The following is a 25,321-nucleotide window of genomic DNA, read 5'->3' on the forward strand; positions in this document are numbered from 1 at the left end:
TAAACCCGGCATTTGCGCGATAGTTTGCCTTTCAACCAATAATATTAACATACAAATGGAGAATTTTATGATTCAATTCAAATGGGGCTGCTAAGGGAGGAATGGCTGTCCCATCCAGTATTCAAGTGAAATCAGGAACAGCTCACAATATAACAGAATGGTTGCGGGGGAGAACAATGTCAATCTATTTGGTCAGACACGGTAAAGATGATGAGGGATTCCGCGGTGGGTGGAGCCAGCGTGGGCTTATTGCAGAAGGAATTGAACAGTCGAAAAAGCTGGGGCAGTATCTTAAAGCGCACAACAATCATTACAACATTCAGCGGGTGGTTAGCAGTGATTTAAGCCGTGCGGTTGAAACCGCAACCGAGATTGCCAGTGAACTCCGCTTACCCTTCGAAAGCAGCAACAACTGGAGAGAAATGAACAATGGCCTCATCGCCGGGATGGCTCATGAACTTGTAGAGGAGCAGTATCCGGGTCTCTATTTCTCGACTTTGCGGATGGATGAGGAATTCCCGGGCGGGGAGAGTCCGATTGATTTTTTCACCCGTATACAGGCAACCTTTAGAAAGTTATGCGAGGAGGAGCAGCTCCTCAACAAGGGGGAGGGGAACATTTTAATTGTAACCCATGGCGGAGTTATTAATATTATTTATCATATTTTAAATGGGGTAGAATGGTCGAATAAAGGGAAAGCTTACCCTAGTACATATACCAGTCTCCATCACATCCAATATGATGCCGGAAAATGGGAGATTGCAATGGAAACGCTGAGTGTCTAATCAAAGGATCTAAATATCACATGAACACAAAAACTCCTGCAGCTAAGTATGCGGGAGTTTCTTCGCGTGCGATTGTTTTCTTAATCCAGTGATTGACAATAGAGGGGGTACTCACTATAATCATTATAGACCGACGGTCGGTCGATGAAATGGAGGATTACAATTATGCGGATTTCCAAGGAACCTGAAGAACGCAGAAACGAAATTTTAGATACGGCAGAGCTTCTTTTTTTCACCCAGGGGTATAGCAGAACTACAATTAACGATATTTTGCAGAGGATCGGAATCGCCAAGGGAACCTTCTATTATTACTTCAAATCGAAGGAGGAGGTAATGGATGCGGTGGTCATGCGGTTCATTGATGCCGGGGTCGCAGCTGCGAAAGAGGTTGCTTCCGATCACAGGTTTTCTGTTCACGAGAAGCTGCTGAGGATCATTATGGCACAGAAGCCGGACTCGGAAGGGAAGGAGCAACTGATTGAGCAGTTCCATCAGGCGGAGAATGCCCAGCTTCATCAAAAGAGCTTGACGGAAACCATTCTCCGGCTGACACCTGTATTGACAGAAGTTATTGAGCAAGGCATCGAGGAGCAGTTATTCCATACCGCTTATCCCAGGGAAACGGTTGAGTTTCTGCTGGTGGCTTCGCAGTTTCTGCTGGATGAAGGCATTTTCCAGTGGAAGCCGGAGGAAATTCTCCGCAAGATCGAGGCTTTTATTCATATTATGGAGACCTCTCTGGGTGCCAAGCAGGGCAGCTTCGCCTATGTCACACAAATGTTCGGGCAGCCGCCCGTAGCTGATGGAAAGGATGAGAGGGCGGGGATAAAGGATGGGGAAACAGAACAATAAATCCTTCAGCAAGTTTCTGGTGTTATGGACAGGAGAATGGATATCCAGTATGGGCAGTGGGCTGACCGCTTTTGCGCTGGGTGTTTATGTCTACCAGATGACAGGGACTGCAGCCAGTGTAGCGCTGGTAACGCTCTGCGCTTTTCTGCCTTCCATTCTGCTCAGTCCAATCGGCGGCGTGCTGGCTGACCGCTTTGACCGGCGGCTGATGATGATCACGGGTGATCTATGCTCCGCATTTGGACTTGTCTTCCTACTGTTTATCATGCTGCTGGGCGATCCGCCCGTTTGGCAAATCTGTCTCGGAGTGGCCTTCAGCTCCATATTCGTATCCTTGCTCGAACCGGCTTACAAGGCGACCATTACCGATTTATTGACCGAAGAGCAGTTTGCCAAGGCCAGCGGGCTGGTGCAGCTTGCAGCCTCCTCCAAATATCTTCTCTCTCCGCTGATTGCCGGGGTGTTGCTTGGCTACATGGATATAAAGGCTGTGCTGATAATAGATATCTCCACTTTTGTGGTGACCATGCTTGCGGTGCTGGTTGTGAAAAAGAATCTGCAGGCTGAGTTTCCAGCGAAAACACGGCAGTCCTTTGCAAGAGAGCTGAAGGAGGGTTGGGATACGCTCGTTTCCGTGAAAGGTGTTCTACAGCTTACGGTCATTTTATCGCTGGTTACATTCTATATGGGTTTTCTCCAGACCTTGTTTACACCGCTCTTACTGCCGTTTACTGATACGCAAACCCTGGGCACAGTGGAATCGGTAAGTGCGATTGGCATGCTGATCGGCAGTCTGTTCATCGGGATGTTCAGCATTAAGGGCCAATATGCCAAGGTGCTGGCTGTAAGCCTGGGATTCGCCGGAGGTTTCTTTGCACTGGTTGGTCTGACTACAAATCTATATTTTATCGCTGCAGCCGGATTGTTGTTCTTCGCGGCACTACCCTTCATTAATACCTGTGCTGACGTGCTGATCCGAAAAAATATCGCCGCCGAAGCACAAGGCCGTGCTTGGGGGATCATTGGCATTCTTTCACAGCTCGGGTATGTGACCGCTTATGCTGTTGCCGGAGTGCTGGCAGATCATGTCTTTAATCCGCTGCTGCGCAGCGGGGGAAGTCTTGCTTCCTCAGTGGGCAAGGTGCTGGGTACAGGAGAAGGCCGGGGTATCGGACTCCTGTTCATTGTCTGCGGTTTGCTGGTAGTAATTGTGGCGGTAATTGTTCCAAAAATTAAATCCATACGGGCTCTTGAACAACAACATTAATGAGTTTCTAAATCGGAGAAGGAGGCAAGACAGCCAGATGCTGCTGCAAATCGTAAAAAGAGATGTTCTACGCAATAAAATCATCACCGGCGGATTGTTCATTTTTATTATGCTGTCTTCGCTGCTGGTTGCTTCTGCCTCGCACATCATTATGGAATTGACCGGCTCGCTGAATCAGCTCCTGGCTGTATCCAAGGCTCCCCATTTTGTGCAAATGCATTCCGGGACCCTAGATGATTCCGCCCTTAAACGTTTTGTCTCGGGAAATCCGCTTGTACAGGATCAGCAGACGGTGGAGATGCTTACGGTCGACGGCTCAAATGTGTACTTGGGCAATCCGAAAAAGTCGGAAGCCGCCAGCGTCATGGATATCGGTTTTGTGAAGCAGAATCAGAATTTCGATCTGCTGCTGAATCTGGATAATCAGGTGATCACGGTTTCACGCGGCGAAATCGCCGTTCCTATCTACTATAAGGGACAGAAGCAGCTGCATATCGGGGATAAGGTCAATGTTACCTCCGGGTCCTTTACCAGAGAGTTCGTGATCGTTGATTTTGTCCGGGATGTTCAAATGAATCCGGCGATTGTCAGCTCGAAACGTTTTGTCGTAAATGAGGCGGATTACACAGCGCTGCGGGGGAACGTTGGCGAAGTGGAATATCTGATTGAATTTCAGCTCAAGGATAGCAGCAAGCTTACTGAGTTCCGTAATAGCTATCAATCTGCCGGCCTGCCGGATAAAGGACCGACCATTGATTACCCTTTATTTAAGACGCTAAATGCTCTAACCGACGGAATTATAGCCCTTGTCATTATGCTGGTAAGCCTCCTGCTTATGGTGATTGCTATCCTGTGCCTCAGATTTACGATGATCGCTTCCATGGAGGAGGATTACAGGGAGATCGGAGTCATGAAAGCAATCGGGCTGCCGCGGCAGGATATCAGAAGAATCTATATGGCCAAATACATCATACTGGCCGTTTTGGCTTCATGCTGCGGATATGGATTGTCACTTTTTACTGCACAGTTGTTTACAGCCAACATTAGCCTGTACCTGGGCGCGGCTCCGAAGGGTCTGCTTCAGTATATTGTTCCTTTACTCGCTGTCAGTCTGAGCTTCGGGGTTGTTGTGCTCTTTTGCAGGCTGATCCTTAGAAGGTTCAACCGGATCACAGCCATTGAAGCCTTGCGGTCAGGTACTGCCGGGGTGGGGAGAACACATACGTCATCGTTTACACTCAGCAACCGAAAATGGCTGTCTGTGAATGGTTTTCTAGGGTTAAAAGATGTGTACGGCCGCTTCAGCATGTTCGGAGTGTTGCTGCTGGTTGTGGTGATCTGTCTGTTTATGATCATCATGCCGGTGAATTTGTTGAATACACTGCGCTCCCCGCACTTTATATCCTATATGGGCGTAGGACAGAGCACCATCCGGATTGATCTTCAGCAGTCAGGCGATACCGCCCGGCGGTTTGAACAAATGCTCACAACACTTAAGAAGGATCCGGACATCCAAAAACTCTCGCCGCTGATTACCTCCCGGTTTAAGGTACTGGGAAGTGATGACGTCTGGGAGAATATCAATGTGGAAACAGGAGATTTCTCCATCTTTCCTTTGTCATACATAGAAGGGGGCGCCCCGGAAGGCGGAAGTGCAATCGCTCTGTCTGATCTGAACGCTAAGGAGCTGAATAAACGGGTCGGGGATACGCTTCTTCTCAAGGCTGGAGGGAAAGAACGGAAGTTGACGGTAAGCGGAATCTATCAGGATATCACCAATGGAGGGCGGACGGCCAAAGCGCAGCTGCCTTATGATCCAAAGACTGTAATGTGGTACGTGGTAGCGGTGGATGTACAGCCTGAAATTCCGGTCGCCGGGAAAATAGAAGAGTTGGCCGGGGCATTCTATCCGGCTAAGATCACATATCTGGACAGCTATTTAGCTCAGACTCTGGGGAATACGGTTAAGCAGCTGCGGATGGTCACTATACTCGCGATCACCATTTCCATCTCGATAGCGGTACTGATTACGTCCTTGTTTCTAAAAATGCTGCTGGCGAAGGATTCCACACAAATTACAATCTTGCGAAGCATCGGGTTCACGGTCGCAGATATCCGCCGGCAATATCTGTCCAGAACGCTGCTGATCGCCGGTCTTGGCAGCCTGCTTGGGATCTTGACGGCCGGGACGATCGGTCAAAGTCTGGTGCATGTTCTCGGATCATTCCTGGGTGCTTCCCGAATCCAGCTTGAGGTTGATCCGGTGCTGGCCTATCTGATTCTTCCGGCTGGCCTCATGCTGGCCGTGGCGGTTACTACTATAGGTAGTACAGAATCCATTCACAAGTCCGGGTTCACGAATAAGATAGCCGATTGAGGGGGCGACAACTGATGCATATATTAGAAACTAAGGGATTAAACAAAACCTTTTCAAACGGGCAAGGAACGCAGCAGCCTGTATTAAAAGAGATCAACCTGCAGATTCCACAGGGGGAGTTCACAGCAGTGATGGGACCTTCAGGCTCCGGCAAATCAACATTGATGTATACATTAAGTGGTATGGATACAATGACTGCGGGCAGTGTCCTTTTTAAGGGGCAGGAGATCAGCGCCCTTTCCGAAACCGAACTGGCGGCGTTGCGCCTGCATAGTATGGGCTTCATTTTTCAGCAGATGCATCTGTTAAAAAATCTGAATATCCGCGACAATATCATCCTGTCCGCTTACCGGGCCAAAAAGACCAGCCGCAGAGCCATCAATGCAAGAGCTGCCGATCTTATGAAAAGGACAGGCATTTCCGCATTGGCTGACCGGGGAATAACAGAGGTGTCCGGCGGACAATCACAGAGAGTGGCGATCTGCAGGGCGCTAATCAATCAGCCGGATATTCTGTTTGGCGATGAGCCTACAGGAGCACTGAACTCCAAGGCTGCCGGTGAGATCATGGAAATCCTGGGGGAGATTAACCGTTCGGGAACAACAATTCTTCTGGTTACCCATGATGCTAAGGTCGCTGCTGGTGCAGAGAGGGTGCTCTACATGCTGGATGGCCGAATGGCTTCGGAGCATTGGCTGGGCAAATATCATAAAGAAAAAGGTGATCTTAAGCAGAGGGAAGAGAAGTTGTCTTCATGGCTGCGGACCCTGGAGTTCTGAGCGATAGGTTAAGGAATGAAATTTGCATCACCCTCTCAGCCGGGATTCATTGTGCAACTCCGGCGAAAGGGTGCTACTATTTACTTAGATCAAATGTCATAGGATATCCACAGAATTTTATAAAATTTTCCAGTATAATGTAAGCGATATCATTATGGAATCGGCCTGCATCTCCAGGATCATCCGTGCCATATGACAGCAGTCCGATTACTCTGTTTAAGGGAGTCGATTTAATGCTGATCTTTAAGAAGGTTTCATTTAACAACTGGTTATTTACTGTTTTGGCTCTGCAGTATGCTCTCATGCATCTTTTCAAGCTCCACATTCCGGATTCGGTTAAGTTGTCTGAGATCATTATTTTTATCGTTTACACTGTTTCGGAGATTATATTGTTCATCTACCGGGGCAGACGGGCAGCCGTTGGAGCTGTTTCCGGAATGATCCCGCTTTTTTTTGCGGTGCTTTGGACTGTCGCCTTCTTTTCTCATTTTCAAAGCGAGATTTATGTGGCAGAACTTACGGTGATTAACTCAGTAGGAATGTTCACCGCCTTTTTTATTTTGCTGTTTGAATACATATTTCTGATCAGGGATTAATATTTTCGGCTTCAGATCACCAGCCGTCTTGGAATCTCAAGGCGGTTTTTGCGTATTTACGCACAATAGTCCAGAATTCAAAGGAATACTTAGGTCTGGGCGGTTCATTGCAAGAGATCAGGGTTTTCCAGGAATTGCGACAGAATACATAATATTATGAAGGTTTAATTTTTAGGTGTAATGCGTTAAGATATAGACATCACCAAATGGTAACCACAAAGAACAGCAGCAAGCGGTTACAGGTGATGGACTCATTCCTAAATTTAGAAATGAATGTAGGAAAGGAGAGGCCCCGATGTACTACCGTTAGCGATGCATGCCGGAATCGGCTGCTGCTGGAGAAGGTGTAAGTGACGACATCTTTTCGCAGACCGTGGGTATGCGGGAATCCAGAGGTAACCATGAACAAGGAACAGCTATTCAAGCAGGATTCATCTTGCGGAAGAAGGAGCGTGATTCCATTGAAAAAGGTTAGCGATGCGTACTAAACACGATGGCTCACAGTAGGGAAAACGTCCGTGAAAACGTTTTTCGTGACATCGAGTACGCGGGAACTCATCCCATATGCAGGACATGGAGCAACACTCCGAAAGGGAGCGCACGGGGACTACCGAAATATGAATAACAATCACCATGTCAGGGATATGGATTGTTGCTGGAGGAAATGATTGAATTGAAGAACGGATTGAACACATAAATCCCCGTTTACCTTAGGCTGAAGGTAAGCGGGGATTTATGCGTTCCTGCGGCAAATCGGGGACGACTGTCATGTCTTGTCGAAATATGAAAAAGACACAGAATTGTGAAAAGATTCACGTGACTATTATAAAATTTTAATATATAATAAATTTATAAAAAGAATTTAGGGGGATTTGAGATGAAACTATTTAAAAGTTTGCTAGTAGCAGGAGTATCGGTTGCATTGTTGTCGGGTTGTGGTGCGAATAATGAAAAGGCGGCAAATGAGGCAGCAACTGCTTCTCCAGCAGCAGCTCAGACAGATGCTACATCGGCAGCTTCTATTGTTAATGAAGCGGCTGCATTTACTAAGGCTGTAAGTGCAGAAGGAACCTGGATTGTTGCTATTCTGAATGATGTGACTGTTGATCAAGACGTTGTTGTAGCCGGTGAGTTCCATGATAAAGGTGTTGCTGAGAACGCAATTTACCGCAAGCTTGCTCTTTATGCACAGGATGCGGATCACAAAGTAACTGCAAATTACACACTTACCGCACCTAAGGTTACCGTACAAAGTGAGAACTTTAGAGTACAAGGCGGAACCATCAAAGGTGATGTATATGTAGAAGCAAAAGGTTTTAACCTGCACGAATCCTCTACAATTGATGGTAATCTCTACTTTGCCAGCGAAGATGTGAAAGCATCCGCAGCAGTGGATGGTAAAGTAACTGGAGCAACAGAAGTTAAGTAAATTCATTTACTGCAATTATACTTTTTCGAAAAACCTGCAGACAGTGCCTTGATGGCACAACGTCTGCAGGTTTTTTTAAAATATAGAATTTATATGCTTCACACTATAAATTATCCTTCTATTTCTCGCTGAAACGGATACCGTCCTCTTGAGGACGGCGAAGCCGTTTCCACTTGTGACAATCCAGTCAATTCTGATAAACCCTATATGGTACAATATGGATGGACTGCGATCCTTACACATAGGAGGTTTAGTGTGAAAAAAAGAACGATTGTATTAATTCTGCTACTAATAATCATTTTAGGTTTAGTGGGCTATAGAAGATATTTCTATCAATTTAAGGATCTTGGGAAAGCCACCCTATTTAGTGGTCCCATTGAGTCACCCGAAGGTGAGTATAATGCACGGGCGTATTATATCCCATATGGTGGCGCTGCAGGCGGTGTAATGTATCTTGTCGAAGTCGAGCAAACCAAGACAGGCGTGAAGAAAATCATATATTCCAGCGAGCACAAAGACAAATTTTCAATGGACTGGCAAGCTTCGGATATCCTCTCGATCACAAATGAAAGTCCAGAATATAAAGAATATCGGAATATTGAACTGAAGGTGAATACCGAGATCTATGAGGAGTCAGGATCTGCTTGCCGAAGCCTCCTGCTTAAGGACCAATATGAAACCTGCTATCAAGACGTGAAGGAGTAGACCCGTTATGTTGAAGAAGATAGGAATAACCCTTCTGGTCACTCCTTTGGTTATTATAGTGTTATTCGTTTCCCTGTTCCTGATCATTCCATTGGTTAACAATGTGAACTTGTCCAAGTTCGAGAAACAATTCAGCAAACATCAGCTCCCGCCTGAAACCACGATTGTGGAAAGGGAGTCTATACTTGGCAAACTGAATGGAAACGGTAACGGGTTGGACTTTTTGGCTGCAATTCTAGTGGATTCTTCATTATCTGTTGACGAGCTGACAAGCTATTACACCAAGGAAACCTTTAAAAATGCCAAGCGGAGCGGAGAATACCCGGTCATCACTGAAGTACTGCCTGTTACAGGAGCTGCTGTGGATTCGGTACATTTGGAACACGGCTCTTTGACCTTTGATACATTAAAAGACATCGCAGATTACTCCGGTTATTACTTTATCATTTTGTACGATGGAGGATATGATGCCTCGTTTGATATTCGGGGACATTAATTTACGTGAATGGGGAGGTGAATAGGTAGTGCTTGTGTCCAAAAAAATAATGATGGTATTGATCTTGTCAGTAGTCACACTTGGCGGATGCTCCAGCTCACCCTCTACAGCGTTAGAAGAGCAGGGTTCCTCCACAGCCGCGCCTGCGGTTCAACAGTCCTATGATTTGTCCACACTCCATATGGACTTGCCGGCAAACTGGGGATTGGATACGTCCGATCCGAAGGTTTATGTAATTAAAGATGAGCAAGATGAGGCCAGGGGCGAAGTATCGGCTAGTGAATTTGTAGAGAACTTTGATTTTAATAAAATGGTAATGCCCAATCACAGTTCGCTGACTTCTGAGGAGGAGCTTGATATTCCCATGGGAACAAGCAGATTACTTACTTTGGATGCCGACAACGGTTCTGCAGCGTCCGGGCTTACAGGGACTCATGATACCTATTATGCGGTGATCCCACATAAAGATGAGATTATATATCTATTGAATTATTCCAACAATGATAAAGCTGCGGAGACCAAACAGGAATTTATCGGGATCTTGACAAGCCTCCGAATAAAGGACACGAGGATCAAGAGCATCAGGCTGGAATGTGCGGATTTATGCAAAGAAGGGACGGACAAGTCTGGACCATTTACTGAAAAAAATTACACCGATGAAGATGAACTTGAAGTCTTTGCAAATGCCTTGAACAAGGCAGTGAAAATAAACGGTCAACTGAATTATGTTACATATTTTCTAATGCATATTTCTTACCTTGACGGCACGCAAAAAAAGTATGTACTAAACATTTCGAATAGTGAACAAGAGGGGATAACGGGTCTGCTGGTAGATACTGAAGACAGTGGACAGGGTTATGAGATCCCTGAGAGAATTCATAATGAGTTAAGGGAACTAATTTATTAGTTACAACTTTTGCACTATAGATATCAGCTGATTCCCTTGGGGCTCAAGCTGCAGCATCGTACAGACTCCCACACACGGCCTATCATGGCAGGAATAGAGGGTATACAGAAAAACCCGGGCAATTATCGCGACATGAGCGAGAAATTGTTCGGGTTTTTGAGTGGGATACATAATCTCGGCTTCAAAAATATGTGCATTTTGCACTCAATTATGTTATGGTATTTATGTGCAAAACGCACATATATTAATTGAAGGGAAGAATGCAAATGATTAAAGCCGCAATTGTTAAGCAAGCGGGAATCCCTCCCGTATTAGGTCAATTTCCTGCACCAGTTGAATCCGCTGATAAAGTTATTGTTAACGTTTCGACCGCTGCTTTAAGTAAACTTAGCAAGTTCCGTTCGTTAGGCATGCATTATTCATCAGAAACAAACTTCCCAATTGTAGCAGGTGCAGATGGTGTCGGCACATTGGCAGACGGATCTCGTGTTTACTTTGCGCTCCCTGCCGCACCCTATGGGAGTTTAGCTGAACAAACCATTGTAGAAAAAAATATGATTATACATTTACCCAAAGAGATTGATGAAGTAACCGCCGCTGCAATCACAAACCCGGCTATGTCTTCGTGGGCTGCTTTGGTATATCGAGCACAATTCCAATCTGGTCAAACGGTTCTGATTAACGGTGCGACTAGTGAATCCGGTAGTTTGGCCATTCAAATTGCTAAATATTTAGGCGCAAAAAAAATTATTGCAACCGGACGAAACCACTCAAAGTTACAGTCCTTAGGAGCAGATGAATTCGTTGCATTTGACATGAATACTGACAACGGTAAACAAGCTTTTGAGAAAGCCCTGGAGCCAGCTTTTGCGGATGGTATAGATGTTGTACTAGATTATCTCTGGGGTGACAGTGCCTTCACCATTCTCTCTGCTGCTGCAAAAGCTGGTGGGAGCCGCCCAACGCGATTTGTTAGTATAGGAACTGCGTCCGGGCAAGAATACATCAACATGCCCTCTTCATTACTTCGTGCATCTACGATCGAACTGGTCGGCAGTGGCGGCAGAAGTGTTTCACAATTAAATATGCTGTCATCAGCACAAAGTGTTTTGGATCTTGCTTCAAAAGGAAAGATCCATATCGCTACAACAACATTTTCTTTAGAAGATATCGAAATAGCTTGGAATGCACCATTGACACCTCGTCCCGTTATAATGATAAAATAAGGAACATGGAAGATAAACTTTTTAGTACACTGATTGAATTGACTACAATGCTTAATCAGTCAGACCGCCATAAGAAAATGATTGCCCATGCTGGCGTTAATATGGAAGCTGCAGCTTTTCGTGTTTTCATCGGCATTGGGCGTCTTCAGTCAACTAGTGTCGGCGATTTGGCTGCCATGATGGGCAAAAATTACTCCAGTGTTAGCCGTCAAATTGATAAATTGGAAATAGCCGGATTGGTCCATACTTATCCGGCAAGGAATGATTCTAGAATTCGTGTTTCTGAATTAACAAATCACGGAAAGGAGATTTTTTCTCAAATTAACTCCACTCGAAATGGCATCTTACAAGAAGCCTTGACGGACTGGACCGTAGACGAAAAGCAGCGTTTATTGGACGACTTAAGACGCTTAATTGATTCCTTAAATAAATTCAACTAATTAATGTTCAGACACTTTCTTATTGGCATGGTTGTTCGCGCTTCCATGATACCAAACAAGCAAGGTGTTTTTTTTGTCAAGCAAAAAAAAGGGCATAGTGATTCAATCACTTTGCACCTTTTAGAATAGGCTAACCTTATTGTGATGGGGGAAGTGCGTATTGCTGCTGAATGGCGGTATCCCTGCTGCGTGTAAGTGTTTTACCCCATTTAATAGACGGGATTTCTATAAAATGATATGACAATGCAGCGATGGAAATACTGGCCGCGGCTGTTAGCAAGAGGATGAAGCCAATAGGGATGATTCCGTACAATAATTTAATGGAAGCTACCAGGATGATGAAATGATATAAATACAGGCTGTACGAGATCCGCCCCAGATAGCTGACGGCTTTATTTCTCAGGATTGTTGAGAATCTCCCGCTGGATAAGGCAATGATTATTAATGAGCCGCATCCGAGCATGTTGATATAGGAAACCAAACCTGTGATTAAGGGGTTGCTCCCTGGTGCATGCAGCGAATACAACGCATAGGCAAAGGTGAAAAGAATGATTTTCGGGAGTGAGCCGGTTCTTTTATATTGTTTGATGAAAAAAGCTCTGTGTTTCGCCAGCAATGCGCCGACCACAAACAGCAGCATATAGCCAACCGTATCTCCATATCCGCCTAAATAAAACCCGATGATACCGGCCAATAGGTAAGCTGCGACGTTTTTTTGCCATGAATACCTGATCACTCCATACATCATCAAGGGGAACAGAATGGATATGCGCATTTCATGAACCAGCGACCAAATTACATTGTTAAATGCATTCACATTGAAATTGCCGATCAGGAAAAAATGTCCCAAGAGTAGTCTGGCTGAGATCGGCGTAGTCCAGCTCATGGAATTATACCACTCACTCAGTTCAGGAATGGAGCTCCTTTGGATCACTATGCTGAGAAGCACCGCTAAACATATGGCAACATAGAAAGGGATGCAGATTCTGAGGAATCTCTTGAGCAAGTAGGGCAAGTACCGGATTGTACCGCCTTTAAGAAAGGGTAAAGCCAGAACAAATCCGCTCAGTACGAAGAATAGTTTGACCGCTTCCGGACCGCCGATAAACAGAGCCCTTGTAAATGGCAAATATTTGAGCACGAAGAGAGTCAGGTTATCCTGCGGCGAACTGGGCGAGTAAATCAGGGGGAAGACAATCATCAGGTGTGTAATAAGCACCAGAACAGAAGCGATGCCTCTGAGCGAATCTAATTCAACATAATGACCATTAGTTTTAACTTTATGGTTATTCATCAGCATCCCTCCTTTATTTTTCTATATTTTAGCACAAATAGAGAACTTTTATATAAAAAGTTATTCGAAATGAATAATAAATCGGGATATGAAAAAGTTTTGGTAAATGCTGTAACATCAAGGTGCACTAGCCCGTCAATAGTAACAGAGGTGAATAATGATGATGAAATGGATGAAAATTGGCGGGCCGATTTCAATGCTGCTTATATTGATGTTGCTCGCAGCCGGTTGTGGGACGACGAATAAGGCAAATGTAGAGCCAATAGCCGGGACTGCTGCACCTGAAACAGTGCCGGAGCAGACGTCAGAACCCTGCTATGCCGAGATTGAATGGGTGGATTTCTTGATGATCAATGATATCAGGTATTCTCATAATTATGATGCAACCAAGCCGGTACCTGCGGATCAACTCGGAGATAAGGTAGGGGAAGTGTCTTTTAAAGTGAGTGATAATGCCTGTACGGATCATGTCACCAAAAACGGGGATGCCGCATTCCTTCCTGTGGGTACAGTGATTTATGCGCTGGAAGGCTACAGATCCGATTTTCGGGTGGTAGCGGATAACAAAATTTATGAAGTAGAAGAGAATCCAAAGGCAGCCACTATCGGAGACCTGCTGGATATTGCAGGGAAAGTGGACAAAGTCAGTCTGGAAAGCGGTATGGATAGCAGTCCGCTTGGTGATTTCACTAAAGAGGCCTCCGAAGAATTCATTCGTGAATTGCTGCCTCTGAAAAATGTTGGTTTCGATGCAGTTTATAAGCAAACAAAACATGATTACGGAGTGTTCCTGCGGGTGCATCTGCAAGATGGCACTTCCTTCCGGATGGTTTATTATCCCAAGGGGAATGCCTTCACGGCAGGCGCGTTTGGAACAGACTGGCTGAAGGAGTTAATCATGACGCAGAGGCAGCAAATTAAGGCGGCTGCGGGAATGTAAGCTTCATTATATTTTTGCTGAGGGTGTGAACATAAGTGCTTCCAATAGTCAGGCTGGCTACAGTAGAAGATGCAGATGTTTTGTCCAGACTAAATTATGAGTTTAATGGCGGGGACAAACGTCCGGAGGCGGAAATTATCGGGAGTTTGAACACGGGGAACGAGTTAGTTGCCGTTGCCGAATTAAGGGACAAAGTCGTCGGCTTTGCCTGCGCGCAGAGCTCGCAATCCTTCTGCTACGCAGCAAGTCATGGTGAAATTACGGAAATGTATGTTCAGGAATCAGCCCGGAGGAAAGGCGTGGCGGCAGCACTGCTTGCCTTTCTGGAAGCTCAGCTTCGCTTGCGCGGTGTGGGCACTGTGAAGATTTTGACAGGAAGAACGAATGATCCGGCGATTGCCACGTACGCAAGCTGTGGTTATGTTAAGCATGATGAAGCTGTTTTAGAGAAAAGATTATAGTATGAAGGCGGAACGAACAAACATGAGAGAACCTAAATTGCAGGCTGTATTTATTGACCGGGATGGAACCTTGGGCGGAAGTGACGAAGTGCAGTATCCGGTTTTTTTTGAATTGTTCCCGTTTACCCCCGGAGCTTTAAACACGCTGAAATTCATGGGGCTTAAACTTTATGGTTTTACGAATCAACCCGGAATCTCGAGAGGGGAGGCAACTGAGGAAGCTTTTAGAATAGAAATGCTGGAGTTTGGATTTGACGGTGTATACATTTGTCCGCATCAGCATAATGAAGGCTGTCATTGCCGTAAGCCTAATCCTGGAATGCTGATTAGAGCAGCGCAAGAAAACAATCTGGATCTAAGCAAATGTGCAGTGATTGGAGACCGTTGGACGGATATGGTGGCGGCAGACCGTGCCGGATGTATGAAAGTGTTAGTCATGACTGGTGCAGGAAACGCGGCATTAAATGAGTATAGAAATAAATGGCTGGATACCGTGCCGGATTATATTGCCGGAGATTTTGCTGATGCAGTTACTTACATAGAGCAGTACGTGCGTGGTGTGGAAGAGCCAATGATCTAAATCTCTAAGGACCCGTCATTAACAGTGCACGAACTGTCGGGTGACTGTGCTCCATTATTGCTATTCTGGATGTGAGGAGAGGAGGAGCGAAGATGAACTTGCTGGAGAACATGAATCATGCATTGGCTTATATCGAAGAACATCTGACTGGGGAGATTGATTACCGGGAAGCGGCAAAACGCGCATTGTGCTCGGAATATCATTTCAAGCGGATGTTCTCTTTTCTCGCCGGCCTCCCGCTTTCGGAATATGTACGGCGTAGACGGCTGACACTCGCGGCCTTCGATCTACAGAGCAGCCAGCTCAAAATTATCGACATTGCGCTGAATTATGGATACAGTTCACCGGACGCCTTCACCAAGGCATTCCAGCAGTTTCACGGTGTTTTGCCCTCAGAAGCAAGAACCGCAGGACCTTCACTGAAGTCCTTTCCTCGAATGACTTTTCAGCTCATTATCAGAGGAGGAAATGAAATGAATTACCGGATTGAGGAGAAGGAAGCATTCCATATCGTCGGGATTAAGAAGAGAGTCCCTATTATTTTTGAGGGGGTGAATCCGGAGATTTCCGCAATGTGGCAAAGCCTGGATCTGCCAACCCTCTCCAAGCTCAAAGAGCTTTCGAATGTCGCACCCCTGGGATTGATAAGCGCATCCACAAACTTTTCCGAGGGGCGGATGGAAGAAAAGGGGGAACTGGATCATTATATCGGAGTGGCTACCACGCTGGGATGTCCCGAGACCTTCACGCTGCTGGAGGTTCCGGCAATGTCTTGGGCAGTATTCGAGTCCATCGGACCTTTTCCGGCTACCCTGCAAAATATTTGGGGACGGATCTATTCCGAGTGGTTCCCTTCTTCCAACTATGAGCAGACCGAAGGGCCGGAAATCTTATGGAATGAGAGCAAAGATGTAACGTCCCCGACTTACAAAAGCGAAATTTGGATTCCGGTTGCGAAAAGGGTGTAGAAAGGGTACAGCTTAGGGGAGCAAACTTGTTCAAGAAAAATTAGGAGAAAACAAATACACCGTCAGATTGCTGACGGTGTATTTGTTTGGTCTGGCTCAACGCCTCTCACATGTACAATCCCCTCAAGGCCGCTTCACCGGAAATCCGTATTCCTTCGCTCGCCAAGCGGTGAACAGCGCAAGCAGCAATAGAATAAACAATGCCCAGGGGAATGAGGCGACACCCAGCGTTTCGATTAGAATCCCGCCCAGCACACCACCGCTGCCGATAGCCAGATTCCATGCCGTCACCAGCATGGACTGGGCTACATCGGCACTCTCCCCAGCAGCTTCGGCAATTGCTGTCTGCAGCATTGTTGCAGCACCTCCGAACGTCAATCCCCATGCAGCAACCACAGGATAGATTACGACGGGATGGTTGCTTATGCCAAGTGCAACGGCGGCTAAAGTAAATGCTGCGAGGCTGATCAGAACCAGTGAACGCAATTTACGGTCGATCAGAATTCCGGTAATCGCGATGCCTGCCAGTGAAGTAATACCGAAAATAAGCAGCACCAGGTCAATACGCCGGGTAAGCCCGGCCTGCGCAAGAAATGGCGCAATATAGGTATAAAGGATGTTATGGGCCAATACCCAAGCTAGAACAACGGCCAGGACCGGCCGTACTCCGGGAATAACAAAGACCTTATAAAGCGGCAGCTGCTTATCGGCACTTGTGCCCGGGTAGTCCGGCAGCTTCCAAAGCACCCAGAAGACCAGCAGCAGCGCGAGCAGTGACATAATCCCAAATACAGCACGCCAGCCGACAAAGGCGCCAAGAAATGTTCCGGCAGGGACACCGATGGCCATGGCCAGAGGCGTGCCGACCATCGCCACCGCCATGGCCCGCCCCTTAAGCGATTCCGGCACCATGCGGCGGGCATAACCTGCGATCATTCCCCACAGGACACCGGCAGATATGCCGGCAAAAAAACGGGCAGCCAGCGTCAATATATAATTAGAAGAAAAGGCAGTGATGGTGTTGAATACGAGAAACCCAATAATGCATAGCAGCAGCAGGGGTCTCCGCCGCCATCCGCGTGTTGCGGCGGTTAAGGGAATGGCGGCCAACAATGAACCGAGGGCGTACAAAGTGACAAGCTGACCGGCTAGAGCTTCAGAGACACCAAGCCCATCACCAATTTGCAGCAGCAAGCCGGCGGGAACCGTTTCGGTGAGAATACAGATAAACCCTGTCATCGCGAGGGCGAGCAAGCCAGCCCATGGGAGCCGCTCAGAAGTGCCGGAGTCATTCTGTGCGGAAGAAGTTGTATTTTGGCTCATTGGAGTAGCACCTCTTTGCATTTTTTATTTTAAGTTTAGATTTTACGGCCAGCCGAGTCACGACTCCTTCAGTCACAGAGAGCCTTGACCGGTACGTACCGGCCAAGGCTCCCCTGTACTCATTCTTTATGATCTGATGCTGGCATAAATTGCTTCACAAAGGTCAACCGTAAACTGGCCGGACATGCCTTCCAGTAAGGTATTGGTAAATGCCACAACGCTTAGCCGCTGCTTAGGATCGACGAACCATGAATGGCCATAAGTGCCGCCCATCCGCCATGTTCCCGGTGATTCAGGAGTGTTTGCGGCGGCAGGGTCTTTCAGCACTGTAATGCCAAGACCGAATCCCCGTCCTGGCCAAAAGGGCATAGGCAGGTCACCGATCTGATTGGCAGTCATTTCGTGAACCAGAGATTCCGGCAGCAAAGGTGCCCCGCCCTGGCGCAATGTTTCCAGCAGGTGCAAAAAGTCCCCGGCACTGCCAACCATACCGGCTCCACCGGAGGGATAGGCGGCGGCATCAAGTGCCCGGCCTGGAGCAAGCAGGAAGCCTGCTGTACCGTCCACAAAGGCAATCTTGTCCGGATCAAGTAATGGCCGCGGCTCCGGGTAGTCGTTGGCATAGGGGGTGGCCAGCCGTTCTGGATCAGCTGCAATGAACCCGGTGTCACTCATGCCGAGCGGTTTGGTTACCAGTGAATCTATGGCTTCGCCGAGCGTTGTTTCTGCGACCTTGGCTATGACTGCACCCAGCACATCCGTTGCTATGGAATATCTCCACTCTGTGCCTGGCGTGTAGAGAAGCGGCACAGAGGCGAGGCGGCGCATATTCTCTTCCAGTGTGATTCCGGACTGATCCATGCCGTCCGAAATCCCTGCCCGCTGATAGGAACTATTCTCTTCCTGGAAGAACCGGTAAGACAGACCGGCTGTATGCGTCATTAGATGGCGGACCGTCAATTGCGCAAGTTCGCCGTTCTGCAAGCGTGGGCGGAAATCCGGAAGCCAACGGTCAACACGGTCGTCCAACTGCAGGCGCCCTTGTGCAACCAGTACTAAGGCAGCCGTGGAAACAATAGGTTTGGTGACCGAGGCGAGCCGGAATAAAGCATCTTCTCTCATGAGCCGGTTCAGACCGCGGTCAGCATAACCGGCAGCGCGGCTGTAAACCATTGTTCCGTCTATTGCTACTTTAATGACGGCACCGACTAACCTCTTGTCGGCAAGCGTCCGATCCATCACTTCATCGATGCGGCCCGACAAACATTGCGGATCACTTGGGTTTGAATATAATGTACACATGGGCTCCATCCTCTCGGAATAGTTAAAGTCTTGGACACTTTACTATTGTAGGCTTATTATATAAAATAAGTTACCTTGGTTACATAACGTAACAAAGGTAACTCGGCTGTAAAACGATTAAATTATATTTGTTTTATCCAATTGACCTGAATTTTAAAGGAGCTGACTATAATGGATCATGTAGATAAGCAAATCCTGTTCCACCTGCAGAGCCAAGCGAGAATTTCTATGACAGAACTGGGGAAAAACGTCGGCTTATCACAGCCTGCAGTTACAGAGAGGGTTAAACGCATGGAGGAGAAGGGGATCATCAGTGAATATCGCACCATCATATCCCCTGAAAGGATTGGCAAGCAGGCTGCCGCCTATATATTGTTTCATTCTAGAGATTGTAACGCATTCCTTGATTTCTGCCGGGCGGCTCCCGATGTCGTCGAATGTTACCGGATAAGCGGGGAGCACAACTATTTATTGAAAGTGATTAGCGATTCTACGCGAGCGCTTGAAGAGTTCGGAAATCAATGTGATAGATACGGGACCTACACGATTCTAATCGTGATGTCATCTCCGATCGATCATAAATTCCTCATCCCTTCACTGGGAGAAACACCAATAAATATGCTGAGTTAATCAGCCCCCGCCTGATGTTCATGAACACAAATGCCCACTGGGATATTTAGCCGTGGGCATTATGTACAGTCTATCAGGCGGAGCTGATCCGTTCTATCCAGAAAGGGAGCTTTTCAACCCCGATTGGGATGTTTTGAAAATATTAAGATTTAGAATATATTGCTAAGCAGGCTGTATAGCTGCATGTGATTCTTCAAATAGGGAGGCTTCTGCCTCTGCTGCTTTAAACTGGAGGTTATATAACTGTGCATAAAGCCCGTTTTGGGCGAGCAAAACATCATGTGTGCCTTCCTCGGCAATAACCCCCTGATCCAGTACAACAATTCTGGATGCGTTCCGTACGGTTGAAAGCCTGTGCGCAATTACCAGTGTTGTCCTGTTGTTCATCAAGTGATCTAACGCTTCCTGAACCAACCGCTCAGATTCGTTATCCAGAGCAGAGGTGGCTTCGTCCAGCAGAAGCAGCGGTGCATCACGAAGAAAGGCCCGGGCTATAGCGATTCGCTGCCGTTGTCCGCCGGAAAGACTCGAGCCGTGTTCACCGATGACCGTATCGTATCCGCCCGGAAGCTTCGTGATAAACTCGGCTGCGCCTGCAAGCCGGGCGGCTTCGTGAATTTCTTGTTCACTGGCTGAATTAGAGCTGAAGGCTATGTTGTCTCTAATCGTACCAGAGAACAAATAAGGGGATTGCGGTACATAAGTAACCTGTGCCCGGGCTTCTTCCAGCTGCTCCTGAACGGGTCTTCCATAAACCGAGATGCTGCCTGCATCGGGTGCGTACAATCCACAGCATAAGCGGGCAAGCGTCGTTTTACCGGAACCGCTTGGACCTACAACAGCGACCGTTTCTCCATGCTGAATTTGCAGGCTGAAGCCTTCAAATAGCGGCGGCTCCGTTTCTATTCGGCCGGAATAGCTATAGCTGACCTCTTGTAGGCTTAATGCAGCCGACTTCTCCGAAGCAGAGGGAGGAGGGGATGAAGCCGGAGAAGAATGTGGTGCTCCTTCCTCATCTGCATCCAGTACAGCGAATACGCGGTCGGCTGCTCCTAACGCTTCTTGAACACCACCCCAGGTCTGGGACATGTGGACAAAAGGCCACTGTACCCGTCCCATCAGAATGATGAAGGCGAGTACTTCACCGGCTGTTGTTCCGCCTCTTACGGCAGAGACTGCGATCAGCGCAGCGCAGGCCACCATTACGATATTGTTGATAAAGGCAGAGGACTGCCAGAGCAGCGTGTTCAGTAGTGCTCTTTGGCGCTGCAGCCGGTTCAACTGCTCACGTCCGGCTGCATACCGGTTCAAGAGATTGTCCTCCAGGGAAAAGGCCCGGACCACTTTCATTCCTTGCAGCGTTTCCTGCAGAATACCCCGCAGCTCAGCTTCCTTCTGATGGATCTCCGTGAACAGTTTGCGGAGTCTGCGGTCAAAGAAGCGTCCGGAAAGAAATACAACTGGTCCCGAACCGAGCGCAAGCAGCGCGATCCAGACATCCATTTTCGCCAGGTACAGAAAAGAAACGAGACATAAAAGCAAATTATAGCCCAAATCATAGACGATGCCGTTAATCATGCCAATGGCCGCACCTGCATCCCGGTTATTGCGCGAGACCAAATCTCCTGAATGCATGGACTGGACTTCACGGAAGGGAAGCCGGTGGGTCTTGTCGAACAGCTTGGCGCGAATCGCCCAAGCCATTTGGCTCTCTGTAATAAAGCGGAAGTAATGCTGCAGCATGAGGCAGATAATAATGATAAAACAGACGATGGCGCAAATAACGGTAATGCGTGTAAGGGAATGCATATTAGAGCTGTTGATGGTATCAATAAACACCTGCTGGATGGCTGCAAAGCCGATGTCCAAGACCAGCCTTGCCGAGAGCAGTAATACAGCCGCCAATAACCCGATACGGTAGGGGGTTGAGAAGGTCATCAACCTGCGCAGTACATATCCAAGCTTGAGTTTTGCGGACGCTTTTGCATTCATTCCAGACCCTCCCTGACCTCAAGCAAATCGTGATTCTGCTTCATCGAAGTCTCAACCATTTTGAAGTACTTGCCTTCTAGTGCCATTAACTCCTGATGTGTGCCTGTTTCTGCTACAGATCCTGCTTCCATGAAATAAATCTGATCGGCGTCTCGGATAGTGGACAATCTATGGGCAATAACGACTGTTGTCCGGTCATGCATGAGTTCCCTGAGGGCTTGCTGGATCAGCTCCTCATTGTGGCTGTCCAGTGCGGCCGTAGGTTCATCGAGCAGCAGAAGTTTGGGCTCGCGGACAAACGCCCGGGCAATGGAGAGACGCTGCCGTTCACCGCCGGATAATGTTAACCCCCGTTCCCCAATAGTAGTCTCATATTGTAAGGGCGTTCTCATAATGACTTCATGGATGCCGGCTCTTTGGGCTGCTTGGATGACCTCTTCCGTTGTGGCACCGGATCTTCCCCAGGCTATATTCTCATGGAAAGTGCCGGAGAACAGATAAGGCTCTTGGGACACGTAGGCAATTCGCTCACGCCAGAGCCGGAGCGGGATTCTGCTTAAGGGGTGAACGCCACAGCGGATAACCCCTTCGTCCGGTTCATAGGCTGCGAGCAGCAAATGGAGCAGGGTGCTTTTTCCGCTGCCACTGGGACCTGCTAATGCAGTCACCTTGCCGGGTCGAATGGTAAGCTGCACATTGTTTAATACTGGAGCGGCATCATAGTGGAAACTTACGTTGTTAAAAGAAATATCGGATCGGCTGATCATTTCCGGATCAGGCTCTTCAGTTATCTCAATCCGGGAATTTAAAGCTGCAGCTTCGTAATGTGCCTCTTCCTCCGGTAAATCCAGCACTTCAAACATCCGTTTGCCTTGCGCTAAAGACATCTGCAATTCCGTCCACAGGTTGGCCAGCTTCGAGACCGGATTTGAAATCTGCTCAAAACAGATCAGAAAGGCCGCCACGGCTCCCACATCCAGACGCCCCCCGATGACCAGATATCCGCCAAAAGAGAGGACGTAGAGCAGTCCGCCAAGGATAACGACCAGTGGCATATTATAGCCAACAGCTTCTAAACGGGTGAGCGGTATATGAATAGTAAAATATTGTTTTACCCGGGCGGCAAATTGTTGGTGCAGCCTGGGGGCAAGAGAGAAGGCACGCACGACTTCGGCACCCTGGACTGTATCCTGAATAAACATTTGCTGCGCGGTTTCAATCTTCTGTCTTTGCTCATGCATGGAGCGCAGCCGGGAAGTGAAGGGAAGCATGACGAGTGGAACCAGGGAGCAAATGATGATTGTTCCCAAGGTTAACGCAAATTGAAGAGATAACAGATATGTGAGAAGGAAAGCGATCTGCAGCAGATTGCTGAACAGGTCAATGGTTTTCTGGTTGATTCCATGCTGGGCCGCAGAGGCGGAATCATTAATCCGGCTGATCAGATCTGCAGAATGATAACGATCCAGCTCCTTCATTTGCACGTTCAGCAGTCTGCCCAGAAGGGATACCTGAAGCCGGGAGGTCGACTTGACCTCAAGTAAACCTGACAAATAGCTTTTTAGAAAGTTGGCTGCGGCATCGACGAACATAATGACAACGGCAAACAGGGTGGCGGAAGTCAGGCCCGACATATTGTGATTTGTAGCCGAATTAATAATTCGCCGTAAAGCTTCGGCTACACCAACCGTTGTAAGAGAGATAACTGCTGCCAGGGCGCATAATAGAATGTACCAGCCTAAATAAGGCCTGCCAAGTTTAAATAAACGGAAAGTTGTGCTGGAAACAGCAGCGGATTCCTTGTTGCCGGCTGCTGCATGGCTTGATTCACTCACGAGGGACACTCCCCTTATTCTCAAATTTTCCTGTACTCCTGTTAAGCCAGTCTAATCTTCATCCAGCATGACTTTTGCGGTTAAGGCCAGCAATTCCCGTAATCTATCTATGCGCAGATGGTAATATAAGCGGTGATCCTCTCTTTTAATTTCCAGAAGGTCCAGAAAGAATAAGAAGTTGGAATGGTAATTCACAGCTGCCGGTGTAATACCAAGGGCTGCGGCGATTTCCTGCCCGTAATGCGGGCGTTTTTTTAACAGGAGCAGGAAGTCGAGGCGTCTTTTATCCGAGAATGCTTTTAAGAAAAGCTCTGTCTTCTCCCGGTCAGCAGCAGGTCCGTATACGCGGTCGTTGAGTACACCGAATATCACCCATCCGACCCTTCCAGCCTCCGTCCAGAAATTAAGGAAATGATTGCCCACCTGCGAAAAGAAGCTGATATGAAAAGTCGTCGGTTCATCATACAGCGCAGGCTCATTCTTGTTAATATCCCTAATGAAGCGGACGGGATCGGCCAGGAAAAGCGCTTCGTAATGTAGAGTGGCTTGTTCGGACTCCATTTGTAACCGCTCTTTCCAATAGGTAAAGACATCCTTGTAGAATTGACGGAGCAGCTGCATATACCGCAGTTTCGTTTCTTCCGGGAAAGCAAGACATTCAAGCAGCGGTCCTTGCGCCCCGGCCACCTCAGGCTGAGGTTTCGTTCTTGCCACAAGCTCAGACATCAAAGGAACATCCTTCTTGACTTCCTCCCAGTCATTGCCTTCCAGCAGCTCTTCCAATTTATCGGAATACACGCCATACACCATTTCGGCTACCACTTGTTCTGCCGGTCTCTGCTCCAGCCGTTCAATCCATGCTTCTGCAGTCTGTGGATCAGGACAAGTGCAGATGGATTCGTAGAAAGCAAAATCGAGTGCCTTATGGAAAAAGTTATAGTTAAAAAAAAACTGAAGCTCCCGGTAGGAATGAGGTGACAAACGGACCCGTGCGTCCTCATAGTAGGCTGCTACGAGTGGGTCCATCTGAATCTTTAAATCCTCTGCCATGAAGGTCAGCTCTCCCTCACAAGCGATCATTCCCATGGACACTATCAATTCGATGGCCTCATTGTAAGCAAAAGTGATATTTTTCAGTAACATATCCTTCATCGCAATTTCCATACTGTCCTCCAATTTCAAGTTTGAATAATTTAAATGTTATGGATAGTTGGTTAATATTTAATGATTATTTAATGTTAAAATAACCCATAGTAAATATTTTGTAAAGAGTAAATTTATGATGGGGATTCAAGCCATAAAACGGCAAAAAAAAGATGCCTTAGGTATCTAAGGCGATCCGTAAATTGAATTATTGTAATTGTGACATGTACTCATATGCAGTAATCCCGAACATACTTTTGAAATGCCTGTTCAGATGTGTCAGATCCACAAATCCGTATTCCGCTACGGCCGTGTAGATATCCTTGCTGGCCTCAATGGACCGTTTGGCATGTTCCACCTTGCAATTCAGAAAAAATTGATAGGGCGAGATCCCTGTATGGGCCTTAAACTCGCGGATCAACTGGTATTTGGACATCCCAAACTCTTTACAAAGATCATCCAGTTTGAGCACATTGCCGATGCTGCCGTACATCATTTCCTTCGCTTGTTTCACTAGCCGGTTATTCTTCCTCTGCTCTGCATCCATCGCTGTTTTGGATAACATGCCGATTAAATGGATCAACTGCTCCGTGCACAGCGTTTCGTCGTTACCGTCCAGAATGGCCCGGCTGAGGGCGCAGATGCTTCGTGCCAGGCTGACGTCGTAGACGATAGGGGACTGGAAACGCAGCTCTTTCTTCCCCAGGATCTCGGCTACCAGCTCAGGCTTGATATAGAGCATGACATAATCAATGCCTTCCTTATCGTAGGACCTGCCGTCATGATACTGCTCGCGGTTAAACAGCATGACGCCATTCTTGTGGGAGGACTGGAAGCTGTCGCTCAAATTATATTGCTGAATGCCGCGCAGGGTTACGCCGACAGCATACTCCTCGTGGCAATGTTTTTTATAGGTGAAATCGGCGAAACTTGCCGCCAGAGCAAGGACATCTGCAGATTTTTTATACGTAAATTGCTCCATACCCTCACCCCC

Annotated in this window: 25 protein-coding genes; 18 read left to right on the forward strand and 7 right to left on the reverse strand. The window is 47.4% G+C overall.

The window, feature by feature from the left end:
• The first annotated feature begins 176 nt into the window (after positions 1–176).
• From NYE29_RS22660 to NYE29_RS22720, 13 genes are all read left to right on the forward strand, one after another.
• On the forward strand, positions 177–785 hold the full coding sequence (locus NYE29_RS22660) for a histidine phosphatase family protein (protein WP_340897590.1): 609 nt from the start codon (positions 177–179) through the stop codon (positions 783–785).
• A 165-nt stretch (positions 786–950) separates the two neighbouring features.
• Positions 951–1,637 (forward strand): TetR/AcrR family transcriptional regulator, encoded by a 687-nt coding sequence (locus tag NYE29_RS22665; protein WP_340897591.1) that lies wholly within the window; start codon positions 951–953, stop codon positions 1,635–1,637.
• On the forward strand, positions 1,618–2,904 hold the full coding sequence (locus NYE29_RS22670) for an MFS transporter (RefSeq protein ID WP_340897592.1): 1,287 nt from the start codon (positions 1,618–1,620) through the stop codon (positions 2,902–2,904). Before NYE29_RS22665 ends, NYE29_RS22670 begins: the two co-directional genes overlap by 20 nt.
• Before the next feature lie 37 nt (positions 2,905–2,941).
• The gene (locus NYE29_RS22675; protein WP_340897593.1) at positions 2,942–5,281 is read left to right on the forward strand and encodes an ABC transporter permease; all 2,340 of its coding nucleotides are present in this window, start codon (positions 2,942–2,944) and stop codon (positions 5,279–5,281) included.
• Positions 5,282–5,292: 11 nt separating this feature from the next.
• A complete protein-coding gene (locus tag NYE29_RS22680) occupies positions 5,293–6,060 on the forward strand; it encodes an ABC transporter ATP-binding protein (protein WP_445322216.1) in 768 nt (255 codons plus the stop codon).
• A 233-nt stretch (positions 6,061–6,293) separates the two neighbouring features.
• Positions 6,294–6,656: a hypothetical protein gene (locus NYE29_RS22685; protein ID WP_340897595.1), complete on the forward strand. Its 363-nt coding sequence runs from the start codon at positions 6,294–6,296 to the stop codon at positions 6,654–6,656.
• Positions 6,657–6,972: 316 nt separating this feature from the next.
• The gene (locus NYE29_RS22690) at positions 6,973–7,131 is read left to right on the forward strand and encodes a hypothetical protein (protein WP_339225656.1); all 159 of its coding nucleotides are present in this window, start codon (positions 6,973–6,975) and stop codon (positions 7,129–7,131) included.
• Between the two features lie 402 nt (positions 7,132–7,533).
• Positions 7,534–8,085: a hypothetical protein gene (locus NYE29_RS22695; RefSeq protein WP_038594079.1), complete on the forward strand. Its 552-nt coding sequence runs from the start codon at positions 7,534–7,536 to the stop codon at positions 8,083–8,085.
• A 255-nt stretch (positions 8,086–8,340) separates the two neighbouring features.
• Complete coding sequence (locus NYE29_RS22700; RefSeq protein WP_340897596.1) at positions 8,341–8,790, forward strand: DUF5412 family protein; 450 nt, start codon at positions 8,341–8,343, stop codon at positions 8,788–8,790.
• Between the two features lie 7 nt (positions 8,791–8,797).
• A complete protein-coding gene (locus NYE29_RS22705; protein ID WP_340897597.1) occupies positions 8,798–9,286 on the forward strand; it encodes a hypothetical protein in 489 nt (162 codons plus the stop codon).
• A 181-nt stretch (positions 9,287–9,467) separates the two neighbouring features.
• Positions 9,468–10,193, forward strand: a complete 726-nt coding sequence (locus NYE29_RS22710; protein WP_340897598.1) for a hypothetical protein — start codon at positions 9,468–9,470, stop codon at positions 10,191–10,193.
• A gap of 266 nt (positions 10,194–10,459) precedes the next feature.
• Positions 10,460–11,419: a zinc-binding dehydrogenase gene (locus NYE29_RS22715; protein ID WP_340897599.1), complete on the forward strand. Its 960-nt coding sequence runs from the start codon at positions 10,460–10,462 to the stop codon at positions 11,417–11,419.
• Positions 11,420–11,424: 5 nt separating this feature from the next.
• Positions 11,425–11,859 (forward strand): MarR family winged helix-turn-helix transcriptional regulator, encoded by a 435-nt coding sequence (locus NYE29_RS22720; protein WP_038594072.1) that lies wholly within the window; start codon positions 11,425–11,427, stop codon positions 11,857–11,859.
• 136 nt (positions 11,860–11,995) lie between these two features.
• Here NYE29_RS22720 and NYE29_RS22725 read toward each other — a convergent pair whose 3' ends face one another.
• Positions 11,996–13,153, reverse strand: a complete 1,158-nt coding sequence (locus NYE29_RS22725; RefSeq protein ID WP_340897600.1) for an acyltransferase family protein — start codon at positions 13,151–13,153, stop codon at positions 11,996–11,998.
• Positions 13,154–13,316: 163 nt separating this feature from the next.
• Between NYE29_RS22725 and NYE29_RS22730 the strand changes: the two genes are divergently transcribed.
• The 4 genes from NYE29_RS22730 (at position 13,317) to NYE29_RS22745 (ending at position 16,102) form a co-directional block, all read left to right on the forward strand.
• Positions 13,317–14,093 (forward strand): hypothetical protein, encoded by a 777-nt coding sequence (locus tag NYE29_RS22730; protein ID WP_340897601.1) that lies wholly within the window; start codon positions 13,317–13,319, stop codon positions 14,091–14,093.
• Positions 14,094–14,128: 35 nt separating this feature from the next.
• Positions 14,129–14,554 carry a GNAT family N-acetyltransferase gene (locus NYE29_RS22735; RefSeq protein ID WP_340897602.1) on the forward strand — a complete coding sequence of 142 codons (426 nt, stop codon included), beginning with the start codon at positions 14,129–14,131 and terminating at the stop codon, positions 14,552–14,554.
• A gap of 22 nt (positions 14,555–14,576) precedes the next feature.
• Entirely contained in the window at positions 14,577–15,134 is a 558-nt protein-coding gene (locus tag NYE29_RS22740; RefSeq protein ID WP_340897603.1) for an HAD-IIIA family hydrolase, read from the forward strand.
• A gap of 92 nt (positions 15,135–15,226) precedes the next feature.
• Positions 15,227–16,102 (forward strand): AraC family transcriptional regulator, encoded by an 876-nt coding sequence (locus NYE29_RS22745; protein WP_038594069.1) that lies wholly within the window; start codon positions 15,227–15,229, stop codon positions 16,100–16,102.
• A gap of 123 nt (positions 16,103–16,225) precedes the next feature.
• On the opposite strand, the gene NYE29_RS22750 is transcribed toward NYE29_RS22745, so the two are convergent.
• Together NYE29_RS22750 and NYE29_RS22755 are read right to left on the reverse strand one after the other, a co-directional pair.
• Complete coding sequence (locus tag NYE29_RS22750) at positions 16,226–17,425, reverse strand: MFS transporter (RefSeq protein ID WP_340897605.1); 1,200 nt, start codon at positions 17,423–17,425, stop codon at positions 16,226–16,228.
• A 126-nt stretch (positions 17,426–17,551) separates the two neighbouring features.
• Positions 17,552–18,727: a serine hydrolase domain-containing protein gene (locus tag NYE29_RS22755; RefSeq protein WP_340897606.1), complete on the reverse strand. Its 1,176-nt coding sequence runs from the start codon at positions 18,725–18,727 to the stop codon at positions 17,552–17,554.
• 171 nt (positions 18,728–18,898) lie between these two features.
• Here NYE29_RS22755 and NYE29_RS22760 point away from each other — a divergent pair, with 171 nt between their 5' ends.
• A complete protein-coding gene (locus NYE29_RS22760) occupies positions 18,899–19,357 on the forward strand; it encodes an Lrp/AsnC family transcriptional regulator (protein WP_340897607.1) in 459 nt (152 codons plus the stop codon).
• A 162-nt stretch (positions 19,358–19,519) separates the two neighbouring features.
• On the opposite strand, the gene NYE29_RS22765 is transcribed toward NYE29_RS22760, so the two are convergent.
• The 4 genes from NYE29_RS22765 to NYE29_RS22780 form a co-directional block, all read right to left on the reverse strand.
• Positions 19,520–21,349, reverse strand: a complete 1,830-nt coding sequence (locus NYE29_RS22765; protein ID WP_340897608.1) for an ABC transporter ATP-binding protein — start codon at positions 21,347–21,349, stop codon at positions 19,520–19,522.
• Complete coding sequence (locus NYE29_RS22770) at positions 21,346–23,184, reverse strand: ABC transporter ATP-binding protein (protein ID WP_340897609.1); 1,839 nt, start codon at positions 23,182–23,184, stop codon at positions 21,346–21,348. Before NYE29_RS22770 ends, NYE29_RS22765 begins: the two co-directional genes overlap by 4 nt.
• Positions 23,185–23,235: 51 nt before the next feature.
• Positions 23,236–24,348: an ArsR/SmtB family transcription factor gene (locus NYE29_RS22775; RefSeq protein ID WP_340897610.1), complete on the reverse strand. Its 1,113-nt coding sequence runs from the start codon at positions 24,346–24,348 to the stop codon at positions 23,236–23,238.
• Positions 24,349–24,535: 187 nt separating this feature from the next.
• Complete coding sequence (locus NYE29_RS22780) at positions 24,536–25,309, reverse strand: AraC family transcriptional regulator (RefSeq protein WP_076112431.1); 774 nt, start codon at positions 25,307–25,309, stop codon at positions 24,536–24,538.
• Positions 25,310–25,321: the final 12 nt, after the last annotated feature.

Source organism: Paenibacillus sp. FSL M7-1046, from assembly GCF_038007405.1.
Lineage (GTDB): Bacteria > Bacillota > Bacilli > Paenibacillales > Paenibacillaceae > Paenibacillus_AQ.

Coding starts and splice junctions, on each gene's coding strand:
- NYE29_RS22660 (WP_340897590.1), top strand. CDS start 177: ATGTCAATCTATTTGGTCAGACACGGTAAAGATGATGAGGGATTCCGC.
- NYE29_RS22665 (WP_340897591.1), top strand. CDS start 951: ATGCGGATTTCCAAGGAACCTGAAGAACGCAGAAACGAAATTTTAGAT.
- NYE29_RS22670 (WP_340897592.1), top strand. CDS start 1,618: ATGGGGAAACAGAACAATAAATCCTTCAGCAAGTTTCTGGTGTTATGG.
- NYE29_RS22675 (WP_340897593.1), top strand. CDS start 2,942: ATGCTGCTGCAAATCGTAAAAAGAGATGTTCTACGCAATAAAATCATC.
- NYE29_RS22685 (WP_340897595.1), top strand. CDS start 6,294: ATGCTGATCTTTAAGAAGGTTTCATTTAACAACTGGTTATTTACTGTT.
- NYE29_RS22690 (WP_339225656.1), top strand. CDS start 6,973: ATGCCGGAATCGGCTGCTGCTGGAGAAGGTGTAAGTGACGACATCTTT.
- NYE29_RS22695 (WP_038594079.1), top strand. CDS start 7,534: ATGAAACTATTTAAAAGTTTGCTAGTAGCAGGAGTATCGGTTGCATTG.
- NYE29_RS22705 (WP_340897597.1), top strand. CDS start 8,798: ATGTTGAAGAAGATAGGAATAACCCTTCTGGTCACTCCTTTGGTTATT.
- NYE29_RS22710 (WP_340897598.1), top strand. CDS start 9,468: ATGGACTTGCCGGCAAACTGGGGATTGGATACGTCCGATCCGAAGGTT.
- NYE29_RS22715 (WP_340897599.1), top strand. CDS start 10,460: ATGATTAAAGCCGCAATTGTTAAGCAAGCGGGAATCCCTCCCGTATTA.
- NYE29_RS22720 (WP_038594072.1), top strand. CDS start 11,425: ATGGAAGATAAACTTTTTAGTACACTGATTGAATTGACTACAATGCTT.
- NYE29_RS22725 (WP_340897600.1), bottom strand. CDS start 13,153: ATGAATAACCATAAAGTTAAAACTAATGGTCATTATGTTGAATTAGAT.
- NYE29_RS22730 (WP_340897601.1), top strand. CDS start 13,317: ATGAAATGGATGAAAATTGGCGGGCCGATTTCAATGCTGCTTATATTG.
- NYE29_RS22740 (WP_340897603.1), top strand. CDS start 14,577: ATGAGAGAACCTAAATTGCAGGCTGTATTTATTGACCGGGATGGAACC.
- NYE29_RS22745 (WP_038594069.1), top strand. CDS start 15,227: ATGAACTTGCTGGAGAACATGAATCATGCATTGGCTTATATCGAAGAA.
- NYE29_RS22750 (WP_340897605.1), bottom strand. CDS start 17,425: ATGAGCCAAAATACAACTTCTTCCGCACAGAATGACTCCGGCACTTCT.
- NYE29_RS22755 (WP_340897606.1), bottom strand. CDS start 18,727: ATGTGTACATTATATTCAAACCCAAGTGATCCGCAATGTTTGTCGGGC.
- NYE29_RS22760 (WP_340897607.1), top strand. CDS start 18,899: ATGGATCATGTAGATAAGCAAATCCTGTTCCACCTGCAGAGCCAAGCG.
- NYE29_RS22765 (WP_340897608.1), bottom strand. CDS start 21,349: ATGAATGCAAAAGCGTCCGCAAAACTCAAGCTTGGATATGTACTGCGC.
- NYE29_RS22775 (WP_340897610.1), bottom strand. CDS start 24,348: ATGGAAATTGCGATGAAGGATATGTTACTGAAAAATATCACTTTTGCT.
- NYE29_RS22780 (WP_076112431.1), bottom strand. CDS start 25,309: ATGGAGCAATTTACGTATAAAAAATCTGCAGATGTCCTTGCTCTGGCG.